Source organism: Micrococcus sp. KRD012, assembly GCF_017168555.1.
GTDB classification, from domain to species: domain Bacteria; phylum Actinomycetota; class Actinomycetes; order Actinomycetales; family Micrococcaceae; genus Micrococcus; species Micrococcus luteus.
On record NZ_JABFBB010000007.1, the window covers coordinates 336,122 to 357,164 of the forward strand.

The window sequence follows — 21,043 nt, forward strand, 5'->3', positions numbered from 1 at the left end:
TCGGCCGCCGGGCCCCACGGGCCCGGCGGCTGAAGCCGCGTCAGGGCTCTCGTTCGTTGCGGCCCGTCCATCACCACGCACGTCGATCTGAGGGAAGGCACTGTGTCCTCAACCACCAACGAGGCGGCACCGAAGCCGTCCAGCCTGCGCGGCCCCCGCCGCGGAGCCGCCGGAGACAAGCTCCTCTCCGGCGGGGCCCTGGCGGCCGCCGTCCTGATCCTGCTCGTGCTCGCCTTCGTGGCGATCTTCCTCCTGACGGAGGCATGGCCTGCCCTGCAGCCGGGCGCGGAGCTCGTGTCCGCGAACTCCTTCTTCCAGTACGTGTGGCCGCTCATGGCCGGCACCGTGATGGTGTCGATCATCGCTCTGCTCATCGCCACCCCGGTCGCGATCGGTGTCGCCCTGTTCATCTCGCACTATGCGCCCCCGCGCATCGCGCAGTCGGTGGGCTTCGTGATCGATCTGCTGGCCGCGATCCCCTCCGTGGTCTACGGCGTGTGGGGCTGGCTGACGCTCGCTCCGCTGATGGTGCCGATCTACGGCTGGCTCAACGAGAACCTGGGCTTCATCCCGTTCTTCGGCGGCTCGGCCACCACCACGGGCCGCACCCTGCTGACCTCGGGCGTCGTGCTGGCCGTGATGGTCCTGCCGATCATCACCGCGCTCTGCCGTGAGATCTTCACCCAGACCCCGAAGCTCCACGAGGAGGCCGCGCTCGGCCTCGGCGCCACGCGCTGGGAGATGATCAAGATGACCGTGTTCCCGTTCGCCCGGGCCGGCATCATCTCCTCGATCATGCTCGGCCTCGGCCGCGCGCTCGGCGAGACCATGGCGGTCACCATGGTGCTCTCCGGCGGCGTCTTCTCCTGGTCGCTCGTGGAGTCCGGCAGGAACCAGACGATCCCGTCGGAGATCGCGCTCAACTTCCCCGAGGCGTTCAACATGCGCCTGCACGAGCTGATCGCTGCCGGTCTCATGCTCTTCATCATCACCCTGGCGGTGAACATGATCGCCCGCGCGATCGTGAACAAGCACAAGGAATTCTCGGGAGCCAACTGACATGAGCACTGTCTCGACTTCTCCCCGGGCCACCGAGGACAGCGTGACGCCGCGGCGTCACTCCCTGACCGAGGGTCAGAAGCCCGGCTGGACCTGGATGGCCGTCGCAGCTGCCGCGGCCATCGTCGCCGCCGGCCTGACCGTGCTGCTCAGCGGCGCCTTCAACGTCGTCGGTTTCGTGATCATCGCCGCCATCCTCTACATCGCGGGGCTCTACGTGGCCACCCGCGTGATGGAGAACCGGCGCCGCGCCGCAGACGGCCTGTGCCGCAACCTCGTGTGGCTGGCGTTCCTCGTGGCCCTGGTGCCGCTGGTCTCCGTGCTGTGGTCGGTCCTCTCCGCCGGTCTGCCGACCCTGATCGCCAACCCGCAGATCATGGCGTACGACATGAAGGGCATCACCGGCATCGACGACTCGGCGTGGGTGGAGGACGGCAAGCCCGCCGGCGGGCTCGCGGGCGGTTTCGGCCACGCCCTGATCGGCACCGTCGTGATCACGATCATCGCGACCCTGATCTCCGTGCCGATCGGCATGCTCACCTCCATCTACCTGGTGGAGTACAGCCGCGGCGGCTGGTTCTCCCGCGCCATCGTGTTCTTCGTGGACGTCATGACCGGCATCCCCTCGATCGTGGCCGGCCTCTTCGCCTACGCCGCGATCACGTGGGTCCTGACCCTGGTCACCGGCAGCAAGTCCACCGCACTGCAGTCCGTGCAGATGGGTCTCACGGCCGCGATCGCGCTCTCGGTGCTCATGATCCCCGTGGTCGTCCGATCCACGGAGGAGATGCTCCGTGTGGTGCCCAACGAGCTGCGCGAGGGCGCCTACGCCCTCGGCGTGCGCAAGTGGCAGACCATCGCCAAGGTGGTCCTGCCCACCGCGATCTCCGGCATCGCCTCCGGCGTCACCCTGGCCATCGCCCGCGTGGCCGGCGAGACCGCGCCGATCCTCGTGACGGCCGGCTTCGCCACCAGCATCAACTGGAACCCGTTCGACAACTGGATGACCGCGCTGCCGGTGTACATCTACCGCCAGCTGGTCGCCCCGACCTCGCCCACGGCGGCGGACCCCTCGACCGCCCGCGCCTGGGCAGCCGCCCTGCTGCTCGTGACCATCGTCATGCTGCTCAACCTGGCGGCACGGTTCATCGCCAAGGCGTTCGCCCCCAAGAAGGGCCGGTGAGGCCCGGCTGCCCGGAATCCCCCGGGCAGCCGGCCCCGACCCCGTCGCACCCCCCAGAGACTTCCACGAAGGAACAGAACCACTCATGTCCAAGCGCATCCAGGCCATCGACGTCGATGTCTTCTACGGCAAGTTCAAGGCCGTCGAGGGCGTCAACATCGACATCGCCCCCCGCTCCGTCACCGCCTTCATCGGCCCCTCCGGCTGCGGCAAGACCACCTTCCTGCGCAGCATCAACCGCATGCACGAGGTGCTCCCCGGCGCCACCGTGGACGGCAAGCTCCTGCTCGACGGCGAGGACATCTACGGGAACGGTGTGGACCCGGTCCGCGTCCGCTCCCAGATCGGCATGGTCTTCCAGCGCCCGAACCCGTTCCCGACGATGTCCATCCGCGACAACGTGCTGGCCGGCTACAAGCTCAACGGCACCCGCCTGAACAAGTCCCGTGCGGACGAGCTCGTGGAGAAGTCCCTGCGCGGCGCCAACCTGTGGAACGAGGTCAAGGACCGCCTCGACAAGCCCGGCTCCGGCCTCTCCGGCGGCCAGCAGCAGCGTCTGTGCATCGCCCGCTCCATCGCGGTGCAGCCCGACGTGATCCTCATGGACGAGCCCTGCTCCGCGCTCGACCCGATCTCCACCCTCGCCGTCGAGGACCTGATCAACGAGCTCAAGGAGGAGTACACGGTCATCATCGTCACGCACAACATGCAGCAGGCCGCGCGCGTGGCGGACAAGACCGCGTTCTTCAACATCCAGGGTGTCGGCAAGCCCGGCAAGCTGATCGAGTACGACGACACCAACGTCATCTTCAACAACCCCTCGAGCCAGCAGACCGAGGACTACGTCTCCGGCCGCTTCGGCTGAGCCGCCCCGCGCTCCGTACCCGACCCCGTCCGGCTGCACGCCGGGCGGGGTCGCGGCGTCTGCGGGGCCGGGCGTCGTCGTCGGGCGCGGCCTCAGGCCAGCGGGACGAGGGCCAGCGTGCCGAGGAGGCCGAGAAGGGCACAGGCCACCGGCGTCAGCAGCCACCAGCCGACCACGCGCAGCACGGTGGGCCAGCGCACGGACGCGTAGGTCTGCGTCTGGCCGGCGCCCACGATGGCCGCCGTCGCCGTGTGGGTGGAGGACAGGGGCAGGTGGAACACCAGGGAGCCGACGAACAGCAGGCCCCCGGGGATGACGGCGGCCACGGACGCCCGCAGGGGGTCGAGGCGGACGAGACGCTCGGTGAGGGTCCAGGCGATCCGCCAGGCGCCACCCAGCGTGCCGAGCCCGACCGCGAAGGCGAACAGGAACGCGCCCCCCACGAACTCGGCCGTCAGGGCGTCCGGCGCCAGGACGGACCCGGACCCCACCAGCACGGCGGCCCACAGCACCCCCATGCGCTGACCGGCCTGCAGGCCGTGGCCCATGGCCATGGCGCTGGCGGAGATGCCCAACGCGACGCGGGCCCGGTGCTGGACGTTGACCGTGGTGCCCCGGGTGGCGAGCCGCATGGCGGGGGCGGTGAGCAGGCGGGCGAGCGCCCACGCGATCAGGGGGGAGAGCAGCAGGCTGAGCAGCACCTCGGCGCGGACGAGGTCGAAGATGGTGTGGGCGACGTCGATGTCCAGACTCAGGCGCACGGCGAGGTGGCTGCCCGCCAGCGCGGAGATCAGCGCGTGCGTGCTGGAGCCGGGCAGGCGCCGCCACCACAGCAGCAGACCCCACACGAGGGTCACCACGCAGGACACGCCCACGGCCAGGGGGCCGATCTCGCTGCGCACCGCGGGCGAGGTGAAGTAGTGCACGCTCAGCGTGATGAGCCCGATGCCCAGCAGCGCGCCCACGGTGTTGACCGCCCCGGTCAGGAGGAGGGCCCCGCGCGGCGTCAGCGCCCGGTACCGGACAGGCAGCGCCGCGGCGTTGGGGGCGTCGCGGAACCCCATCAGCGCGCCGACGGCGCACAGCAGCACGAGGACGACGGCGAGCCCCGCGGTCACGGCGCCTCCACCGGCTCAGGACTCACGGACGAGCACCATGCCCAGGTCCATGTTCACGCGGGAGAGGGCCTCGAGCGCCGCGTGCAGCGCCCAGGCGACCTCGCGCTGGCGGTTGTAGTCGCGCTGCAGCAGGTCCATGCCGAGGTCGGCGAGCCACTCGACCATGATCCGCTCCGTGCGGCGGGAGGCGCGCAGCAGCTGCATCCACGTGGCCTCCAGGGCGTCGAGGTCGCGCATCTCGGCGGCGCCGCGGGCGAGCAGCTCGGCCTGACGGCCCACGGTCTCGAGGACGTCGAGGGCGTGCGTCGGCAGCTCCTCGAGGTCGGCCCGCTGGATCAGCACGCCCGCCGACACGACGCGCCGGGTGGTCGCGTGCACGCCGCTGGCCAGCCGGTAGAGGTCCTGACGGGGCAGCGGCGTCACGTAGGCGCTGCGCAGCGCGGTGAGGAAGGCCATGAGGGTGGCGCTCGAGGACGAGTCGAGCTCCTCGAGCTCACGGGCGGCACGGTCCGCCTCGGGTCCGCGGGTCCCCGCGACCTGGGCCACCAGATGCACGGACCGGTGTAGGGCCTCGGCGAGGTCCGCCATGTGGCGCAGCGCCGGGGTGTCGCGCGTGACGAGCCAGGGCATGCGGGGGGACATGGGCAGCGGTCGCTCTCTCGTCGACGGGTGGCGAAGGGGTCGACGACGACGCCGGACCGGGAACGCCTCTCGGCGGAAGGCCGCTCGCAGCGGCTATGTGTTGGAGCCCGGGGTTACCAGCGGCCCGGCGCCGTCCCCTTCAGTCTAGCGATCCGTCCCGAAACGCTCGACCCGCCGCCTCCAGGGCGTCGGCGGTGCTGACCAGGCGCGCGGCCCGGCGGGTGAGGGCGGCGGCGCGGTCCGGGGCGGCGGCCTCGGAGCCCTCGGCGTGCTCGACCTGGCCCAGGGCCACGACGCGGGCGTAGGCCGCGGCGCGCTCGAACGCGACGTCGATCTCGGAGCGGTAGGCGCCCGTGAGGATCGTGTCCGTGAGGCGGCGCAGCTCGGCCGGCCCCGGCGGCTCGACGGCGCCCGCCACGACGCGCGAGGCGTAGGCGGCATGCCCGGCGCGGTACCAGGCGGCCCAGCGTTCGCCGTCACGGGCCGTCGCCTCCTGGAGCACGTACAGGCGCCACAGGGCGCCGGCGAGCGAGACGGGCGGGGCGTCCGCCCACAGCTCCGCGAGCGTCTCGACGCCGAGCTCGTGGACCAGCCCGACCAGCCGCTCGACGACGGCCGGGTCCTCCTCTGCGCGGCCGCCTGCCACGAGGGCGTGGGCCAGGCGCGAGGCCGCCGCGGCCACTTCCTGGGGGTCTTCGCCGCCGGCGAAGTGCGTGAGCTCCTGCGGCTCCGAGAGGCGGGGCCGGTGCGGGCGCAGCACGCCCGAGGCGCTCGAGCTGGCGCCGCGGCCGGCGGGCAGGCGGTGACGTGCCATGGGCGGGCTCCCTTCGAGGGCGCATCGGGGTGGGGACGTGGTCGCCGGAGGCGGCGGCCCCGTCCACGGTAGTGCCCCGGACGCCTGGGCTACCATCGGAGGGCACCCGCGAGGGTCGCCGTCGTCGGCCGCACGCCGTCGTCGTCGGCCGCGGGTGAGGGCCTTTAGCTCAGCTGGCAGAGCATCGGACTTTTAATCCGCCGGTCGCGGGTTCGATCCCCGCAGGGCCCACCGGAGAGCGGCCCCTGACCAGGCATGACGCCCGGTCGGGGGTCCTCCCTAGGATGGAGCCATGAGCCCCACGCCCGCACCAGTCACCGAGACGATCAGCTCCGGCCACAGCGTGGTGTGGTCGCGCCCGCCGGCGGAGCGCGCGGGCACGGACCTGGTGCTCGTGTTCCACGGCTACGGCTCCAACGAGGTCCGCGCGGCGCGCCGCCACTTCCCGATGCTCCCGGAGCGGTGCACCGGCCTGGCGGTGCGCGGCGGCTTCGAGATCGACGAGACGGCGTCCGAAGGCCCGGGCGACCCCGGCGCGCACGGCTGGTTCCTGCTCGACCTGCTGCTGCAGTCCGACTTCGCCCAGGTGCTCGCCGCCGCCCACCGCGTGTTCGACGTGCTCTCCGCCGAGGAGGTCGTGGCGGCCGGCTTCCGCACGGTCTCGGTGCTCGGCTTCTCCCAGGGCATGGCCATGGCGACGACGGTCCTGCGTCTGCGCCCCGAGGCGTTCACCTGCGGTGTGGGCCTGAGCGGCTTCGCCGTCGACAACGAGCTGCTGGCCATGCTCGACTCCCCGGCCGAGGGACCGGGCCCGCGCCCGTTCTTCTGGGGCCGGGACGCCGAGGATCCCGTGATCCATCCGGACGCCGTCGCCCACACCCGCGCGTGGGCCGAGGAGCACACCCGCCTGACCGTGCGCACCTACCCCGGGATCTTGCACGGGACCGGCCCCGACGAGGTCCGTGACGTGCGCATCTTCCTCGAGCACTCCCTGCGCGCGGCGACGCCCGGGTCCTGACCGCGGGGGTCGCGCGCCGATACTGTGGCGCGCATGGCAAAGAACTCGACGATCGGCCGGTACGCGTCCGGGAAGGTGAAGGACTTCGGGCTGAAGTCGGCACTCGATGAGAACGGCGAGCCCACGGAGGGCTTCGAGAAGGCCCTCTCCACGGTGTTGGCGGTCCAGCGCCCCCTGGTCCTGAAGAACATCCAGCGCATGGCGGCGAAGCACCCGGGGGAGAGCCCGGAGCGTCTCGCCGAGCGGCTCGGGCAGCAGTACCTGACCACCGTCACGGGGGCCGGTGCCGCCGTGGGCGGCACCGCGATCGTCCCGGGCATCGGCACCGTGGCCGCGCTCGGCCTGTCCGGTGCCGCGGTCGCCGGCTTCATGGAGGCCACCGCCCTCTACGCGCAGTCCCTCGCCGAGCTGCACGGCATCACCACGCAGGACCCGCAGCGCGCCCAGGCCCTCGTCATGGGCCTCATGCTCGGCGACGACGCCAAGGAGCTGCTCCGCGAGGCCGCCGCCAAGGCCGGCCGTCCCTACGACCCGCAGTCCAGCCTCAACGCGCTCGCGGGCACCGCATCGGGCACCGGCATCAGCGCGTTCGTGGTGGATCGCCTCAAGAGGACGTTCATGCGCAAGATGCTCCTGCGGCAGGGTGCCGGCTTCGTGGGCCGCGCCGTGCCGTTCGGCGTGGGCGCCGTGATCGGCGGCGTGGGCAACCGCGCCATGGGCAAGGCCGTGATGGAGAACGCCGCGGAGCTCTTCGGCCCCCTGCCGATGGTGATCCCCGGCGAGATCCGCGAGGGCGCCGCACAGGGGCGCGCCGATGGCACCAAGGACGACGGCGGCGTCTTCGGTGCGATCCGTCGCGCCCTGCCCGGCGGCAAGGACGAGAAGGACAAGCCCGCCGCCTGACGGCCCCGCCCCCCGCGCTTTCGAACGTGAGAGAGGCCCTCTCTCACGTTCGAAAGCGCCCATTCGCCCCATTTCACGTTCGAAAGTGCGGGGCAGGAGCGGCGGCTCAGAGGAACAGCGTGGCCACCCCGTGGATCGCCAGGCCCGCGAGCGCGCCGACGACCGAGCCGTTGATGCGGATGAACTGCAGATCCTTGCCCACGAACAGCTCGAGGGTGCGCGCGGTCTGCTCGCCGTCCCAGCGGGCGACCGTCTCCTCGATCACCCCGGTCAGCGCCGGCCCGTAGGAGCTCAGCGCATACGCCGCGGCGCGGCGGGCGTGGCCGTCCACGCGGTCGCGCAGCTCGGGGTCCTCCTGCAGGCGGGCGCCGAGGTCGCGCAGGGCGGCCACGAGCGCGCGATGCAGGTCGGAGGACGGGTCCTCGAGCGCGTCCAGGAGCGAGTCCCGCAGGGAGACCCAGGCCCGCCCGGCCCACGCGCGCAGCCGTTCGTCCGCGAACAGGTTCCGCTTGAACCGCTCCACCGAGGCGCGGGTGGCGGGCTCGTTCCGCATCTCGTCGGCGAGGCGGTCGAGCCAGTCGTCGACGGCGCGGCGGGCCTCGTGCTGCCGGTCGCGGCGGATGCCGGCGAGATACTTGAGGGTCTCGGCGTGCAGTCGCTCGGCGAGGAGGCGGTCCACGAGGTCCGGGCTCCACTCGGGGGAGCGACGGCGCACCGTCTCGACGAACAGCTCGGGGTGGGCGGCCACCCAGTCCCCGGTGTGGGCGACCACGAGGTCCACCACGCGCTCGTGGTGCCGTCCGGCCACCACGTCCTCCAGCACGCCTGCGAGCGTGGGGGACCAGTCCGGGGCCACCATGTGGCGTTCCATCAGCTGGCGCAGCAGCTCCTGGACGGCGTCGTCGTCGGCCGCGGCCATGGCGCCCCGGGCCGCCGTCGCGATCTCCCGGGCGGTGCGAGCCGCGTTCTCCTCACGGCGCAGCCAGCCGCCGGCGGCCTCGGCCACCTTCAGTCCGTCGACCTTCTCGTGGGCGACCTCCGAGTCCAGGAAGTTCTCCTGCACGAACTCGGTCAGCGCGGCGCCGAGCTGGTCCTTCTTCCGCGGGATCAGGGCGGTGTGCGGCACGGGCACACCCATCGGGTGGCGGAACAGCGCCGTGACCGCGAACCAGTCCGCCAGTGCGCCGACCATGCCGCCCTCCGCGGCGGCGCGCACGTAGCCCCACACCGGGTGGGTGTCCTGCAACGGGAACGCGACCACGAACACCACGGCCAGCAGGATGAGCAGCCCCAGGGCGACGGCCTTCATGCGCCGCAGGCCCGCCGCGCGTTCGAGGGCACCGGCGCTGAGCAGCTGCTGGGCGGGGTCGGGGGAGAAGGACACGGGAGGCTCCTGATCGCGTGCACCGAATGGTCCCCACCAGTTAACCAGCCGGGCACCCTGCGGTGACGTGGTCGGCACACGCGCTCCCTAGCCTGGCGGCGTGCCCGCCCTCGTGATCGCCCACCGCGGTGCCTCCGCCGCCTTCCCCGAGCACACCCGCGCCGCCATGCTCCACGCCCTCGCCGTGGGCGCGGACGGTCTCGAATGCGACGTCCAGCTCACGCGGGACCGCGAGGTCGTCTGCTGGCACGACCCCACCGTGGACCGCACCTCGGACGGGCGCGGCGCCGTCGCGGAACACACGCTGGATCGTCTGCGCGGCCTCGATGTCGTCTCGTGGCACGCCCGGCGTCCGGGGGCCGAGCCCGCCACGACGACGGCGCCGCCCGCCGTGTACGGCGGCGCGGGGGAGCAGGTGCTCACCCTGGCCGACCTCCTGGCGATCGCGGCGGCCGCGGACCGGCCGCTGCGCCTGGCCGTGGAGCTCAAGCACCCCTCCCCGTTCGGGCATGAGCTCGAGGAGCGGGTGCTGCGGGAGCTGCTGCGGGCCGGTTGGGACCCGGAGACCGGCCGACTGGGTCAGGTGCAGGTGTCCCTCATGAGCTTCCATCCGGACGCGCTGCGCCACGTGGCGCCGCTGGCCGGCACGGACCCCCTCTGCCCCCTGATGGACCTCATGCCGACGGAGCTGCCGACCCGGCTCGCGCGGGGGCCGCTGAGCCGGGCGGCGGTGCGTGCGGCGGCGCGCCAGTCGCTGGCCGGGTCCGAGTCGCTCGTCTGGCGCGGCCGGGCCGGGATGGCGGGGCCCTCCGTGGCCTACGTGCGGGAGCACCTGGCGGACGTGAAGGCGTGGCTGGCGGCGGGGCGGCGGCTGCGGGTGTGGACCGTCGACGAGCGCGAGGACGCCGATTTCCTCCTCGCCCAGGGGGTGCAGGAGCTCACCACCAACCGTCCGGAGGACGTGCTGCGCTGGGTCCGCGAGCGGGCCGCCGCGCGTCGGGAGCGGGTGCCCACCGGGGCCTGAGGGCGCCGTGCCGCACGCGCAGACGCGGCCTGCGTTGCGTTCCTGCCCGCGCTTGTGGCTATAGTCACGTCCAGGAGCGTGCCCGAGGTCACACCCGACGGCGCGGTCCCCTCGCACCCGCGTCTCGGCTGAGACCTCTCCCGGAGGAGCCCCCATGGCCACCCGTCTGCGTCACCGACTCCTGTCCGCCGCCGCGCTCACCGCGGCCGGCGCCCTGCTCGTCACCGGCTGCGCCCAGAGCCAGCGCGACGGCGGCGGCTCCGGCGGCTCGGGCGGGGGCGACGCCGCCCAAGTGGACGGCTCGTTCATCTTCGCCGCCTCCTCCGACCCGAAGACCCTGGACCCGGCCTTCGCCTCCGACGGCGAGACCTTCCGGGTCTCCCGTCAGATCTTCGAGGGCCTCGTGGGCACGAAGCCGGGCACCGCGGACCCCGCGCCGCTGCTGGCCGAGTCCTGGGAGTCCTCGGAGGACGGCCTGACCCACACGTTCCAGCTGAAGGAGGGCGTGACCTTCCACGACGGCGAGCCGTTCAACGGGGAGGCCGTGTGCGCCAACTTCGACCGCTGGTACAACTTCACGGGCATCCAGCAGTCGGAGACCCTCTCGTACTACTACGGCAAGCTGTTCCGCGGCTTCGCGGACAAGCCCGAGGACGCCGTCTACAAGGAGTGCGAGGCCACCGGCGAGCACGAGGTGAAGATCACGCTGGCGCAGCCGTTCGCGGGCTTCATCTCCTCCCTGTCCCTGCCGGCCTTCGCCATGCAGTCGCCGAAGGCGCTCGAGGAGTACAAGGCGGACGAGGTCGGCGGCACCGCCGAGTCGCCCCAGATGTCCGAGTACGCCCGGGCACACCCCACCGGCACCGGCCCCTACAAGTTCGAGTCCTGGAGCGTGGGCGAGGACGTCAAGCTCACCGCCAACGAGGACTACTGGGGCGAGGGCGGCGAGGTCACGGACATCACCTTCCGCGTGATCGACGACCCGGTGGCCCGCCGTCAGGCGCTCGAGGCCGGGGACATCGACGGCTACGACCTCGTGGCCCCCGCGGACACCGCGCCCCTGTCCGAGGCCGGCTTCACCGTGGTGGCCCGCGACCCGTTCACCATCCTCTACCTGGGCCTGAACCAGGAGAAGGAGGAGCTCCAGGACGTCAGGGTGCGCCAGGCGATCGCCCACGCGATCGACAAGGACGCCCTCATCGCGCAGACCCTCCCCGAGGGCACGGAGCCCGCCACCCAGTTCATCCCGAAGTCCGTGAACGGGTACAGCGAGGACGTCACCACGTACGAGCACGACCCCGCCAAGGCCAAGGCGCTGCTCGCCGAGGCCGGCTACCCGGACGGCTTCACGATCGACTTCAACTACCCCACCGGCGTCTCGCGCCCGTACATGCCGACCCCCGAGCAGGCGTTCTCCAACCTCTCGAGCCAGCTGGCCGAGGTGGGCATCACGGTGAACGCGAAGCCGGCCAAGTGGAGCCCGGACTACCTCGACCAGGTGCAGGGCACCTCGGACCACGGCATCCACCTGCTCGGCTGGACCGGTGACTACAACGACACGGACAACTTCGTGGGCGTGTTCTTCGGCCAGGAGAAGCCCGAGTTCGGCTTCACCGACGAGGAGCTGTTCTCCGCCCTCGAGGAGGCCCGCCAGATCCCGACGCTCGAGGAGCAGACGCCGAAGTACCAGGAGATCAACGAGCAGATCTCCGAGATCGTCCCGGCGGTCCCGCTCGCCCACCCGGCCCCGTCGCTGGCCTTCGACAAGCGCGTGGCCTCCTACCCGGCGAGCCCGGTCAACGACGAGGTCTTCAACGAGATCGACCTGACCGAGTGAGCCCGGCGGGCCGGGGACGACCCGCCCCACCGGCGACGACGGCGCCGCGCCCCGGCGCCCCTCGCACCGACCGGCCCGGCCCCCGCGCCGGCATGGAGGCCCCTCGTGCTCAGACTCATCGGCAAGCGCCTGTTGCTGCTGATCCCCACCCTGTTCGGACTGTCCGTCCTGCTGTTCGTGTGGGTCCGCAGCCTGCCCGGCGGCCCCGCCACCGCCCTGCTCGGCGACCGCGCCACCCCCGAGGCCGTGGCCCGCGTGAACGCGGCGTACGGCTTCGACAAGCCCCTGCTCGAGCAGTACCTCACCTACATGGGGCGGCTGCTGCGCGGCGACTTCGGCACCTCGACCATGACGAACCGGTCCGTGGTCGAGGAGTTCGCGGACCGCTTCCCGGCCACGCTGGAGCTCTCGGTCTTCGCGATCGTGTTCGCGGTGGCCATCGGCATCCCGCTCGGCTACTGGGCGGCCCGCCATGTGGGCCGGTGGCAGGACGACGTCGCCGTCGTGCTGTCCCTGGTCGGCGTGGTGGTGCCCGTGTTCTTCCTGGCGTTCATCCTCAAGTGGGTGTTCGCGGTGAAGCTGGGCTGGCTGCCCACGGACGGCCGGCAGGACCCGCGGATCGACGCCACCCACTACACGAACTTCTACGTGTGGGACGGCATCATCACCGCGGAGTGGGACGCGGCCCTGAACGCGCTGACCCACCTGGTGCTGCCCGGCATCGCGCTGGGCACCATCCCGCTGGCGATCATCGCGCGCATCACCCGTGCCTCCGTGCTGGACGTGCAGGACGCGGACTTCGTGCGCACGGCCCGCGCCAAGGGCCTGGCCCCGCGCCTGATCCGAAACCGGTTCATCATGCGCAACGCCCTGCTGCCGGTGAGCACCACGCTCGGCCTGCAGCTGGGCCTGCTGATCTCCGGGGCGGTGCTCACCGAGACGGTGTTCGCGTTCAACGGGATCGGCCGGTTCCTCGCGCAGGCGATCTTCCAGCTCGACTTCCCGGTGCTGCAGGGCTTCATCATCTTCATCGCCCTGCTCTACTCGCTGATCAACCTGGTCGTGGACGTCTCCTACGGCCTCATCGACCCGAGGGTGCGTGTCTCATGAGCGTGAACCTGCCCCCCAGCCCCGGCGGCGGACCCACCGAGCACGCCGTCGAGCACGCGCTGGCGCCCGTCGAGGCCGGGGCCACCCAGGCGACCACCGAGGCCGCCGCGGACACCCGCGGCACCTCCGTGTGGGGCGCCGCGTTCCAGCGGCTGCGCCGCAACCCGGCGGCGATCGCCGGCGCCGTGATCGTGCTGCTCTTCGTGCTCGTGGCCGTCCTCGCCCCGGTGCTGGCCCCGTACGCGGGCACGGCCACACCCGGCATGCGCGAGATCCGCCCCACCCACGTGCCCGGCCCCGGCGAGGTGGCCGGCTACCCGCTGGGCCTGGACCGCTTCGGCGGGGACGTGCTCTCCAAGCTGATCTGGGGCGCGCAGGCCTCGCTGCTCATCGGCGTCATCTCGACGGCGTTCGGCCTGGCCGGCGGCATGCTGCTCGGCCTGCTGGCCGGCACGTTCGGCGGCTGGGTGGACTCCGTGGTGATGCGCGTCGTGGACATCCTGCTCTCGGTGCCGAACCTGCTGCTGGCGGTGTCCATCGCGGCGATCCTCGGGCAGACCCCGTTCGCGGTGATGATCGCGATCGGGGTGGCGCAGGTGCCCGTGTTCGCGCGACTGCTGCGGTCCTCGATGCTCACGCAGAAGGGGTCGGACTACGTGCTCGCGGCGCAGACCCTCGGCCTCTCGCGCGGACGGATCACGATGTCCCACGTGCTGCCGAACTCGCTGGGCCCCGTGATCGTGCAGGCCACGCTCACCCTGGCCACGGCCGTGATCGACGCGGCCGCCCTGTCCTTCCTCGGCCTCGGCGGCGGCCGCCCCGAGACCGCCGAGTGGGGCCGCATGCTCACCTACGCGCAGGCCGAGCTGGGCATCAACCCGTGGCTCGCGTTCCTGCCCGGCCTGTGCATCGCCATCACCGCGCTCGGCTTCACCCTGCTGGGCGAGTCCCTGCGCGAGGCCCTCGACCCGACCTCCCGGAGGCGCTGACCATGGACCCCAAGCACGACGACGGCGCGCCCGGCCCCGGCACGACACCCGCGGTCCCCGCGGCCGGCGCCCCGCTGCTGGAGATCCGCGACCTGGATGTGGAGTTCACCACCCAGCAGGGCACCGTGCAGGCCGTGGAGGGCGCGTCCCTCACGCTCCCGGCCGGCGGCACGCTGGCGATCGTGGGCGAGTCCGGCTCGGGCAAGTCCACCACCGCGATGGCCGCGATCGGCCTGCTGCCCGGAAACGGCCGGGTCGCGGCAGGCTCCGTCCGCTTCGCGGGCGAGGAGCTCGTGGGCCTGCCCGAGTCGCGGATGCGCGGCATCCGCGGCCGCCGGATCGGGCTGGTGCCGCAGGACCCGATGTCCAACCTCAACCCCGTGACCCGGGTGGGTCAGCAGATCGGGGAGACCCTGCTGACCCACGGCATGGCGACGAAGAAGGACGTGGGGGCCGCCGTCGTCGAGGTGATGGAGCGCGCCGGCATCCCCGAGCCGGCGCGGCGGGCCAAGCAGTACCCGCACGAGCTCTCGGGCGGCCTGCGCCAGCGCGTGCTGATCGCCATCGGCCTGGCGTGCCGGCCGCAGCTGCTGATCGCGGACGAGCCGACCTCCGCCCTGGACGTGACGGTGCAGCAGGTGATCCTGGACCAGATCGAGGAGATGACCCGCGAGCTCGGCAGCTCCGTGCTGCTGATCACCCATGACCTCGGCCTCGCCGCCGAGCGCGCGCAGCAGCTCGTGGTGATGCACCGCGGACGCGTGGTGGAGTCGGGCGATGCGCGGGCCATCCTCGAGGACCCGCAGCACGCCTACACCCGCTCGCTCGTGGCGGCCGCGCCGTCGGTGGCGGCGGCCCGCCTGCTGCCCGAGGCCTTCGATCCCGCGCCCGTCGCACTGGCCGAGGACGACACTGCGGCCCTGACCACGGTGGCCCTGGCGAGGCAGGACCTCACCCCGCTGGTGGAGATCCGCGACCTCACCAAGGTCTATCCCGTACGCGGGCACGAGGACTTCATCGCCGTGAAGGACGTCTCCCTGAAGATCCCGCGCGGCAAGACCGTCTCGATCGTCGGCGAGTCCGGCTCCGGCAAGACGACGACGGCGCGCATGCTGCTCAAGCTGATCGAGCCGACCTCGGGCGAGATCAGCTTCGAGGGCAGGGACGTGCTGGCGCTGAAGGGGGAGGGGCTCAAGGACTTCCGGCAGCGCGTGCAGGCCGTGTTCCAGGACCCGTTCTCCTCGCTCAACCCCTCGTTCACGGTGGGCCGGATCATCGAGGAGCCGCTGCAGACGTACCGGCGGGGCAACGCCACGCAGCGGCGGGCACGTGTGCTCGAGCTCATGGACCAGGTGGCCCTGCCCTCCCACTTCCACCGCCGGTACCCGGCCGAGCTCTCGGGTGGACAGCGCCAGCGCGTGGCGATCGCCCGCGCGCTCGCGCTGAACCCCGAGCTGATCGTGTGCGACGAGCCGGTCTCCGCGCTGGACGTGCTCGTGCAGGACCAGATCCTCACGCTGCTGCGCCGCCTGCAGGACGAGCTGGGGCTGAGCTACCTGTTCATCTCGCACGACCTGGCGGTGGTGCGGCTCATCTCCGACTACGTGTGCGTCATGAAGGACGGCGAGGTGGTGGAGGCGGCCAGCTCGGAGGAGGTCTTCACCAACCCCCGGCACCCGTACACCCGCCGCCTGCTCGCCTCGATCCCGGGCAACGAGCTGGGCATCGCCGTCGAGGCGGACGGCACCCACGTCTGAGCGCTGACCGGGCCGGACGGTCGGGTGCAGAAGCGCCCCGTTCGTGTCGACCGAGCCGCAGCGACATCACTGCCGGGCGGACCGGCGGCGATGTCGCTGGGCGTCGGTCGGACGGTCGGGCGCGGTGCTCAGCGGGCGAGCTCCCACGTCAAGCGGGCGATCGCCTGCTCCTCGTCCGTGGGGACCACGAGGACCGGGATCGCCGACTCCGGCGCGGAGATCGTGTGGGGCCCGGCCACGCGGGCGCGGTTGGCCTCGGCGTCGTAGGCCACCCCGAGCGCCCCGAGCCGGTCGAGCACGCGCGCCCGGAACGGAGCCGAGTTCTCGCCGATCCCGGCGGTGAACACGAGCGCCTGCGCCCCGCCCACGGCCACGTGGTAGCCGCCCACGTACTTGGCCAGCCGGTAGGAGGCCACGTCCAGGGCGTTGCGGGCGCGGCCGTCCCCGGAGGCGGCGTTCTCCAGCACCTGGCGCATGTCCGCCTCCCCGGCCAGGCCCAGCAGGCCGGAGCGCCTGTTCATGAGGGTGTCCAGCTCCTCGGCGTCGTAGCCGTGGTTCCGCATGAGGTGGGTGACCACGGAGGGGTCCAGGTCGCCGGAGCGGGTGCCCATCACCAGGCCGGCCAGCGGGGTGTAGCCCATGGAGGTGTCCACGGAGACGCCGTCGCGGATGGCGGTGGCGGAGGCGCCGTTGCCCAGGTGCAGCACCACGGCCCGGAACTCCCCCCGCGGGATGCCCAGATGCTCCGCGGCGAGGCCGGTGACGAGGTCGTGGCTCGTGCCGTGGAAGCCGTAGCGGCGGATGCCGTGCTCCGTGTAGACCTCGTCCGGCAGGGCGTACTGCCAGGCCTCGCGGGGCATGGTCTGGTGGAACGAGGTGTCGAACACGACCACCTGGGGCATGTCCGGCCAGCGCTCGGCCATGGCGCGCAGCCCCTGGGCGGCGGCGGGGTTGTGCAGCGGGGCCAGCGGGGCGAGGCGCTCGATCGCGCGGATCACCTCGTTGGTCACCCGGGCCGGGGCGGTGAACCGCTCGCCGCCGTGGACCACGCGGTGGCCGGCGGCGTCGATGGTGCGCCCGCCGGTCGCCTCGGCCAGCTCGGCCTCCACCTGCTCGAGGGCGGCGGCGTGGTCCGGCACGCCGGAGCCGGGGACGCCGATGCGCTCCACCAGGCCCTGGGCGAGGACGGGCACCGGGGCGTCCGTGCCGTCGTCGGCCAGCTCACGGAGCTGGTACTTCAGGGACGACGAGCCGGAGTTGATGACAAGGACGAGCACGGGGGACTCCTTCCGGGGCGTCAGCCCTGGGCCTGGGCCTGGATGGCGGTGATGGCGACGGTGTTGACGATGTCCTCCACGGTGGTGCCGCGGGAGAGGTCGTTGACGGGCTTGTTCAGGCCCTGCAGCACGGGCCCGACGGCGACCGCCCCGGAGGACTGCTGGACGGCCTTGTAGGTGTTGTTGCCGGTGTTCAGGTCCGGGAACACGAACACGGTGGCCTGGCCGGCCACCTCGGAGCCGGGCATCTTCGAGGCCGCGACGGAGGCGTTGACGGCGGCGTCGTACTGCAGCGGGCCCTCCACCTTCAGCTCGGGGGCACGCTCCCTCACGAGCTCCGTGGCGGCGCGGACCTTGTCCACGGACTGCCCGGAGCCGGAGGCGCCCGTGGAGTAGGAGAGCATGGCGACGCGCGGGTCCACCCCGAACTGGGCGGCGGTGGCCGCGGACGCCACGGCGATGTCCGCGAGCTGCTGCGCGTCCGGGTCCGGGTTCACGGCGCAGTCGCCGTACACGAGGGCGCGGTCCGGCAGCAGCATGAAGAACACCGATGAGACGATCGAGACGCCCGGCTTCGTCTTCACGAACTCCAGCGCGGGGCGGATGGTGTTGGCGGTGGTGTGGGCGGCGCCGGAGACCATGCCGTCCACGTCGCCCAGGTGGACCATCATCGTGCCGAAGTAGGCGCCCTCCTGCATGACCTCGCGGGCGCGCTCGGCGTCCACGCCCTTGTGGGCGCGCAGCCGGGCGTACTCCTGCGCGTAGCGCTCCAGGTCCGGGGAGTCGGCGGGGTCCACGAGCTCGATCCCGCTCAGGTCCACGCCCTCGCGGGAGGCCAGCTCCCGCACGGCGGCGGCCGGGCCGAGCACCACGAGGTCGCAGACGTCGCGGCGCTGGAGGATCTCGGCGGCGCGCAGCACGCGGGCATCCTCGCCCTCGGGCAGCACGATCCGGCGGCGGTCCGCGCGGGCGCGGGAGATCAGCTCGTGCAGGAAGCGCAGAGGGGTGACGACGTCGGTGCGTGGCAGGTCGAAGCGGGCCAGCAGCTCGTCCCCGTCCACGCGCTGGTGCCAGGTGCCCAGGGCGGCGGCGGTCTTGCGGGGCTGGGCGCTGGAGAGCTCGGAGCGCACCCGGGAGACCTTCGCGGCGGTGGTGAACGTGTCGTCGTGGGTGACGAACACGGGGAAGGCCGCGCCCAGGTAGAGCCGCTGGAGCTGGCGGTTCGGGAGGATGCCGTTGGTGAGGATCATGCCGGAGGGGGTGGGGAAGTCCGGGGTCAGCGAGGAGGCCACGGTGGCCAGGATCGCGTCGGAGCGGTCGCCGGAGACGATCACGAGCGCGCCCTCGCGCAGGACCTCGAGGAAGTTGCCGCCCTCCATGGAGACGGCCTTGACCTCGGCGACGTCGCGGTCCAGCGTCTCCTGCCCGGCCATCTGCTCGAGCCCGAGCGCGTCCGCCACCTCGGCCACCGAGGGGTGCGCGAGCTCGGTCAGCTCGGGCAGCACGTACACGGGCCAGGCGTGGCGGCCGGGGCGCACGGCCGCGCCGACGGCGTCGAGGTCACGGGGGTCCGCGCGGTTGACCATGACGGCCAGCAGCTCGACGCCGGCGTCGTCGAGGGTGCGCCGGGCCAGGTCCACGACGTCGGCCGCCTGCTCGGGTGTCAGGTCCGCGCCGGAGACCACGGCGACCACGGGGGTGCCGAGGTTGCGGGCGAGCTGGGCGTTGAGGTCGAGGTCGGCGGCCGGGTCCGGGCTGATCAGGTCGGTGCCCTCCACCACCACGACGCCGCCCGCCGCCCGCATGGCGTCGTACTGCTCCACGCAGCGCTGCTGGACCTCGTCGCCGCGGCCCTCGGCCATGAGGGTGCGGGCCTCGGCCGCGGTGAGGCCGCCGCGGGCCTGCTCCGGGGAGAGGCCGTACTGCTCGCGCATCAGCAGCACCATGGGGTCGGTCTCCACGTCGTCGCCGGGCACCACGGGGCGGAAGTAGCCCACCGTGCCGGAGCGCCGGTACAGCGAGTCGGCCAGGCCCAGGCTGACGAGGGACTTGCCGGCGCCGGTGGACGTGGTGGAGACGAAGATTCCCTGGGGCATGGCGGACCTTCCGGTGGAGGACGGGGCTCGTCGTTCACGGTACCGAGGCCGCGGCGTCGGGGCCCGTCCCGGCCGACGCGGATCGACGTGAGTGAGGCGTGTCTCTCACGCGCGTAATACACATGACTGCACTCGCCCCGTCAAGCATTAAGGACCCTCCCATGGCAACGAGAGCCGACCGCGGCCGCCCCGTGCACAACCCCGACATCATCGGGTTCACGGACGCTGAGCTCAACGAGACCCCCATCCGGCCGAAGTGGAACTCGCTGGGACCCGGCATCGTGGCGGCCGCCACGGGCGTGGGCGCCGCGGACCTCGTGGCCACCCTCACCGCCGGCTCCCGCTACGGCTACATGCTCCTGTGGGCCGTGATCCTGGGCGTGATCTTCAAGATCGTGCTCGTGGAGGGCGTGGGCCGCTGGTACCTGTCCACCGGCAAGACGATCTTCCAGGGCTGGCGCTCGCTGGGCTCCTGGACCTCCTGGTACTTCGGCCCCTACATCCTGATCTGGGGCTTCGTGTACGGCGCCACCGCCATGAGCTCGGCCGCGCTGCCCCTGGCCGCGCTGTTCCCGGGCGTGGACATGAAGGTCTACGCGATCGGCCTGGGCCTCGTGGGCCTGGGCCTGGTGTGGCTGAACCGGTACGGGCTGATCGAGAAGCTCATGGCGGTGCTGATCGGCGTCATGTTCCTGACCGTCCTGCTCTCCGCGGCGCTCACCGCCCCCAACGTGGGCGACATCCTCGCCGGCCTGGTCCCGCGCATCCCGTCCGGCGACCCGGACGTCATGTTCTACGTGCTCGGCCTGGCCGGCGGCGTGGGCGGCACCATCACCCTCGGCGCGTACGCCTACTGGCTGCGGGAGAAGGGCTGGAACGTCCCGAAGTACATGCGGGTGATGAAGTTCGACAACGCGACGTCGTACATCCTCACCGGCATCTTCGTGATCGCCACCATGATCATGGGCGTCGAGCTGCTCCACTCGGCCGGCCTGGCGATCTCCTCCGGTGACCGCGGCCTGCTCGACGTCGGCAACGTGCTCGCCGAGCGCTACGGCCAGGCGTACTCCGTGGTGTTCCTGGTGGGCTTCTTCGCCGCGTCCTTCTCCTCGCTTCTGGGCGTGTGGCACGGCGTCTCCCTGATGTTCGCGGACTTCTGGACGAACTTCCGCCGCCCCGCGGACGAGCTCGACCAGGACGACGCCCCCTCGCTGGCCTCGAAGCCGGGCCGCTTCTTCCTGCTGTGGCTGACCTTCCCGCCGATGACCCTGCTGTTCCTGGATCGCCCGATCTTCCTGATCCTGCTCTACGGCACGCTCGGCGCCTTGTTCATGCCGTTCCTGGCCGTGACGCTGCTGTTCCTGAACAACAAGAAGGAGGTGCCGGCCCAGTTCCGCAACGGCTGGATCCGCAACACGCTGCTGGGCCTGACGGCCGCCGTGTTCGTGGCGATCGGCGTGAACGAGCTGTGGAAGGCCCTGCAGCCGCTGATCGGGGGCTGACCGGGTGGCCGGCCGGGTGGGCTCCGACTCGGCCGGCCCTGGCCGGTGACCACGGGCGGCGCAGCGGGCACACTGGTGCCATGATCGTCGCCTTCTCCGTCGCTCCCTCCGGCCAGCCCGCCGACTCCGCCCACCTGCCCGGGGACGCGGACACCGCCTCCGTGCACCGGGCGGTGGCCGCCGCCGTCGCCGTGGTCCGCGCCTCCGGCCTGCCCCACCGCACCTCCTCGATGTTCACGGAGATCGAGGGCGACTGGGACGAGGTGATGGAGGTCGTGCGCGGCGCCGTGGACGCGGTCTCCTCGTACGGCTCCCGGGTCTCGCTCGTGCTCAAGGCGGACATCCGCCCCGGCCACTCGGGCGAGCTGGACGGCAAGCTCGAGCGCCTCGAGGCGGCGCTCGCCGAGGACGGGAACGGGGACGCGGCGGACGCCCGCTGATCCCGGCTGACCCCCAGCCCCCCAC

18 protein-coding genes and 1 tRNA gene are annotated in these 21,043 nt (G+C 72.3%); 13 read left to right on the forward strand and 6 right to left on the reverse strand.

Features of this window, described 5'->3' with window-relative positions; genetic code table 11:
• Positions 1 to 102 precede the first annotated feature (102 nt).
• The 3 genes from pstC to pstB all read left to right on the forward strand — a co-directional run bounded on the left by pstC (position 103) and on the right by pstB (position 3,107).
• Positions 103 to 1,059: a phosphate ABC transporter permease subunit PstC gene (pstC, locus tag J1M37_RS04905; protein ID WP_446724883.1), complete on the forward strand. Its 957-nt coding sequence runs from the start codon at positions 103 to 105 to the stop codon at positions 1,057 to 1,059.
• Between the two features lies 1 nt (position 1,060).
• Entirely contained in the window at positions 1,061 to 2,242 is a 1,182-nt protein-coding gene (gene pstA, locus J1M37_RS04910; protein WP_136939891.1) for a phosphate ABC transporter permease PstA, read from the forward strand.
• 85 nt (positions 2,243 to 2,327) lie between these two features.
• Entirely contained in the window at positions 2,328 to 3,107 is a 780-nt protein-coding gene (gene pstB / locus J1M37_RS04915) for a phosphate ABC transporter ATP-binding protein PstB (RefSeq protein WP_206452212.1), read from the forward strand.
• 92 nt (positions 3,108 to 3,199) lie between these two features.
• Here pstB and J1M37_RS04920 read toward each other — a convergent pair whose 3' ends face one another.
• From J1M37_RS04920 to J1M37_RS04930, 3 genes are all read right to left on the reverse strand, one after another.
• Entirely contained in the window at positions 3,200 to 4,225 is a 1,026-nt protein-coding gene (locus J1M37_RS04920) for an inorganic phosphate transporter (protein ID WP_206452213.1), read from the reverse strand.
• A gap of 15 nt (positions 4,226 to 4,240) precedes the next feature.
• Positions 4,241 to 4,867: a hypothetical protein gene (locus tag J1M37_RS04925; RefSeq protein ID WP_036314859.1), complete on the reverse strand. Its 627-nt coding sequence runs from the start codon at positions 4,865 to 4,867 to the stop codon at positions 4,241 to 4,243.
• A 139-nt stretch (positions 4,868 to 5,006) separates the two neighbouring features.
• Positions 5,007 to 5,681 carry a hypothetical protein gene (locus tag J1M37_RS04930; RefSeq protein ID WP_036339116.1) on the reverse strand — a complete coding sequence of 225 codons (675 nt, stop codon included), beginning with the start codon at positions 5,679 to 5,681 and terminating at the stop codon, positions 5,007 to 5,009.
• A gap of 158 nt (positions 5,682 to 5,839) precedes the next feature.
• On the opposite strand from J1M37_RS04930, the gene J1M37_RS04935 reads away from it, so the two are divergent.
• The 3 genes from J1M37_RS04935 (at position 5,840) to J1M37_RS04945 (ending at position 7,602) form a co-directional block, all read left to right on the forward strand.
• A tRNA-Lys gene (locus J1M37_RS04935) sits at positions 5,840 to 5,912 on the forward strand.
• 61 nt (positions 5,913 to 5,973) lie between these two features.
• On the forward strand, positions 5,974 to 6,699 hold the full coding sequence (locus J1M37_RS04940; protein ID WP_036383543.1) for an alpha/beta hydrolase: 726 nt from the start codon (positions 5,974 to 5,976) through the stop codon (positions 6,697 to 6,699).
• A gap of 33 nt (positions 6,700 to 6,732) precedes the next feature.
• On the forward strand, positions 6,733 to 7,602 hold the full coding sequence (locus J1M37_RS04945; RefSeq protein WP_206452214.1) for a hypothetical protein: 870 nt from the start codon (positions 6,733 to 6,735) through the stop codon (positions 7,600 to 7,602).
• A 106-nt stretch (positions 7,603 to 7,708) separates the two neighbouring features.
• On the opposite strand, the gene J1M37_RS04950 is transcribed toward J1M37_RS04945, so the two are convergent.
• Positions 7,709 to 8,986: a DUF445 domain-containing protein gene (locus J1M37_RS04950; RefSeq protein ID WP_044658638.1), complete on the reverse strand. Its 1,278-nt coding sequence runs from the start codon at positions 8,984 to 8,986 to the stop codon at positions 7,709 to 7,711.
• A 100-nt stretch (positions 8,987 to 9,086) separates the two neighbouring features.
• On the opposite strand from J1M37_RS04950, the gene J1M37_RS04955 reads away from it, so the two are divergent.
• The 5 genes from J1M37_RS04955 to J1M37_RS04975 all read left to right on the forward strand — a co-directional run bounded on the left by J1M37_RS04955 (position 9,087) and on the right by J1M37_RS04975 (position 15,703).
• Positions 9,087 to 10,010 carry a glycerophosphodiester phosphodiesterase family protein gene (locus J1M37_RS04955; protein WP_206452215.1) on the forward strand — a complete coding sequence of 308 codons (924 nt, stop codon included), beginning with the start codon at positions 9,087 to 9,089 and terminating at the stop codon, positions 10,008 to 10,010.
• A 154-nt stretch (positions 10,011 to 10,164) separates the two neighbouring features.
• The gene (locus J1M37_RS04960; protein WP_206452216.1) at positions 10,165 to 11,847 is read left to right on the forward strand and encodes an ABC transporter substrate-binding protein; all 1,683 of its coding nucleotides are present in this window, start codon (positions 10,165 to 10,167) and stop codon (positions 11,845 to 11,847) included.
• A gap of 105 nt (positions 11,848 to 11,952) precedes the next feature.
• Entirely contained in the window at positions 11,953 to 12,957 is a 1,005-nt protein-coding gene (locus J1M37_RS04965; RefSeq protein ID WP_069941074.1) for an ABC transporter permease, read from the forward strand.
• The gene (locus J1M37_RS04970; protein WP_069941073.1) at positions 12,954 to 13,946 is read left to right on the forward strand and encodes an ABC transporter permease; all 993 of its coding nucleotides are present in this window, start codon (positions 12,954 to 12,956) and stop codon (positions 13,944 to 13,946) included. Before J1M37_RS04965 ends, J1M37_RS04970 begins: the two co-directional genes overlap by 4 nt.
• A gap of 2 nt (positions 13,947 to 13,948) precedes the next feature.
• Positions 13,949 to 15,703 carry a dipeptide ABC transporter ATP-binding protein gene (locus J1M37_RS04975; protein ID WP_206452217.1) on the forward strand — a complete coding sequence of 585 codons (1,755 nt, stop codon included), beginning with the start codon at positions 13,949 to 13,951 and terminating at the stop codon, positions 15,701 to 15,703.
• Between the two features lie 128 nt (positions 15,704 to 15,831).
• Here J1M37_RS04975 and J1M37_RS04980 read toward each other — a convergent pair whose 3' ends face one another.
• Positions 15,832 to 16,980 (reverse strand): acetate/propionate family kinase, encoded by a 1,149-nt coding sequence (locus tag J1M37_RS04980; protein ID WP_206452218.1) that lies wholly within the window; start codon positions 16,978 to 16,980, stop codon positions 15,832 to 15,834.
• Between the two features lie 20 nt (positions 16,981 to 17,000).
• Entirely contained in the window at positions 17,001 to 19,076 is a 2,076-nt protein-coding gene (gene pta / locus J1M37_RS04985; RefSeq protein ID WP_020625363.1) for a phosphate acetyltransferase, read from the reverse strand.
• Between the two features lie 161 nt (positions 19,077 to 19,237).
• Here pta and J1M37_RS04990 point away from each other — a divergent pair, with 161 nt between their 5' ends.
• A complete protein-coding gene (locus J1M37_RS04990) occupies positions 19,238 to 20,578 on the forward strand; it encodes an Nramp family divalent metal transporter (protein ID WP_041103600.1) in 1,341 nt (446 codons plus the stop codon).
• An 80-nt stretch (positions 20,579 to 20,658) separates the two neighbouring features.
• The gene (locus J1M37_RS04995) at positions 20,659 to 21,018 is read left to right on the forward strand and encodes a thiamine-binding protein (RefSeq protein ID WP_020625365.1); all 360 of its coding nucleotides are present in this window, start codon (positions 20,659 to 20,661) and stop codon (positions 21,016 to 21,018) included.
• Positions 21,019 to 21,043: the final 25 nt, after the last annotated feature.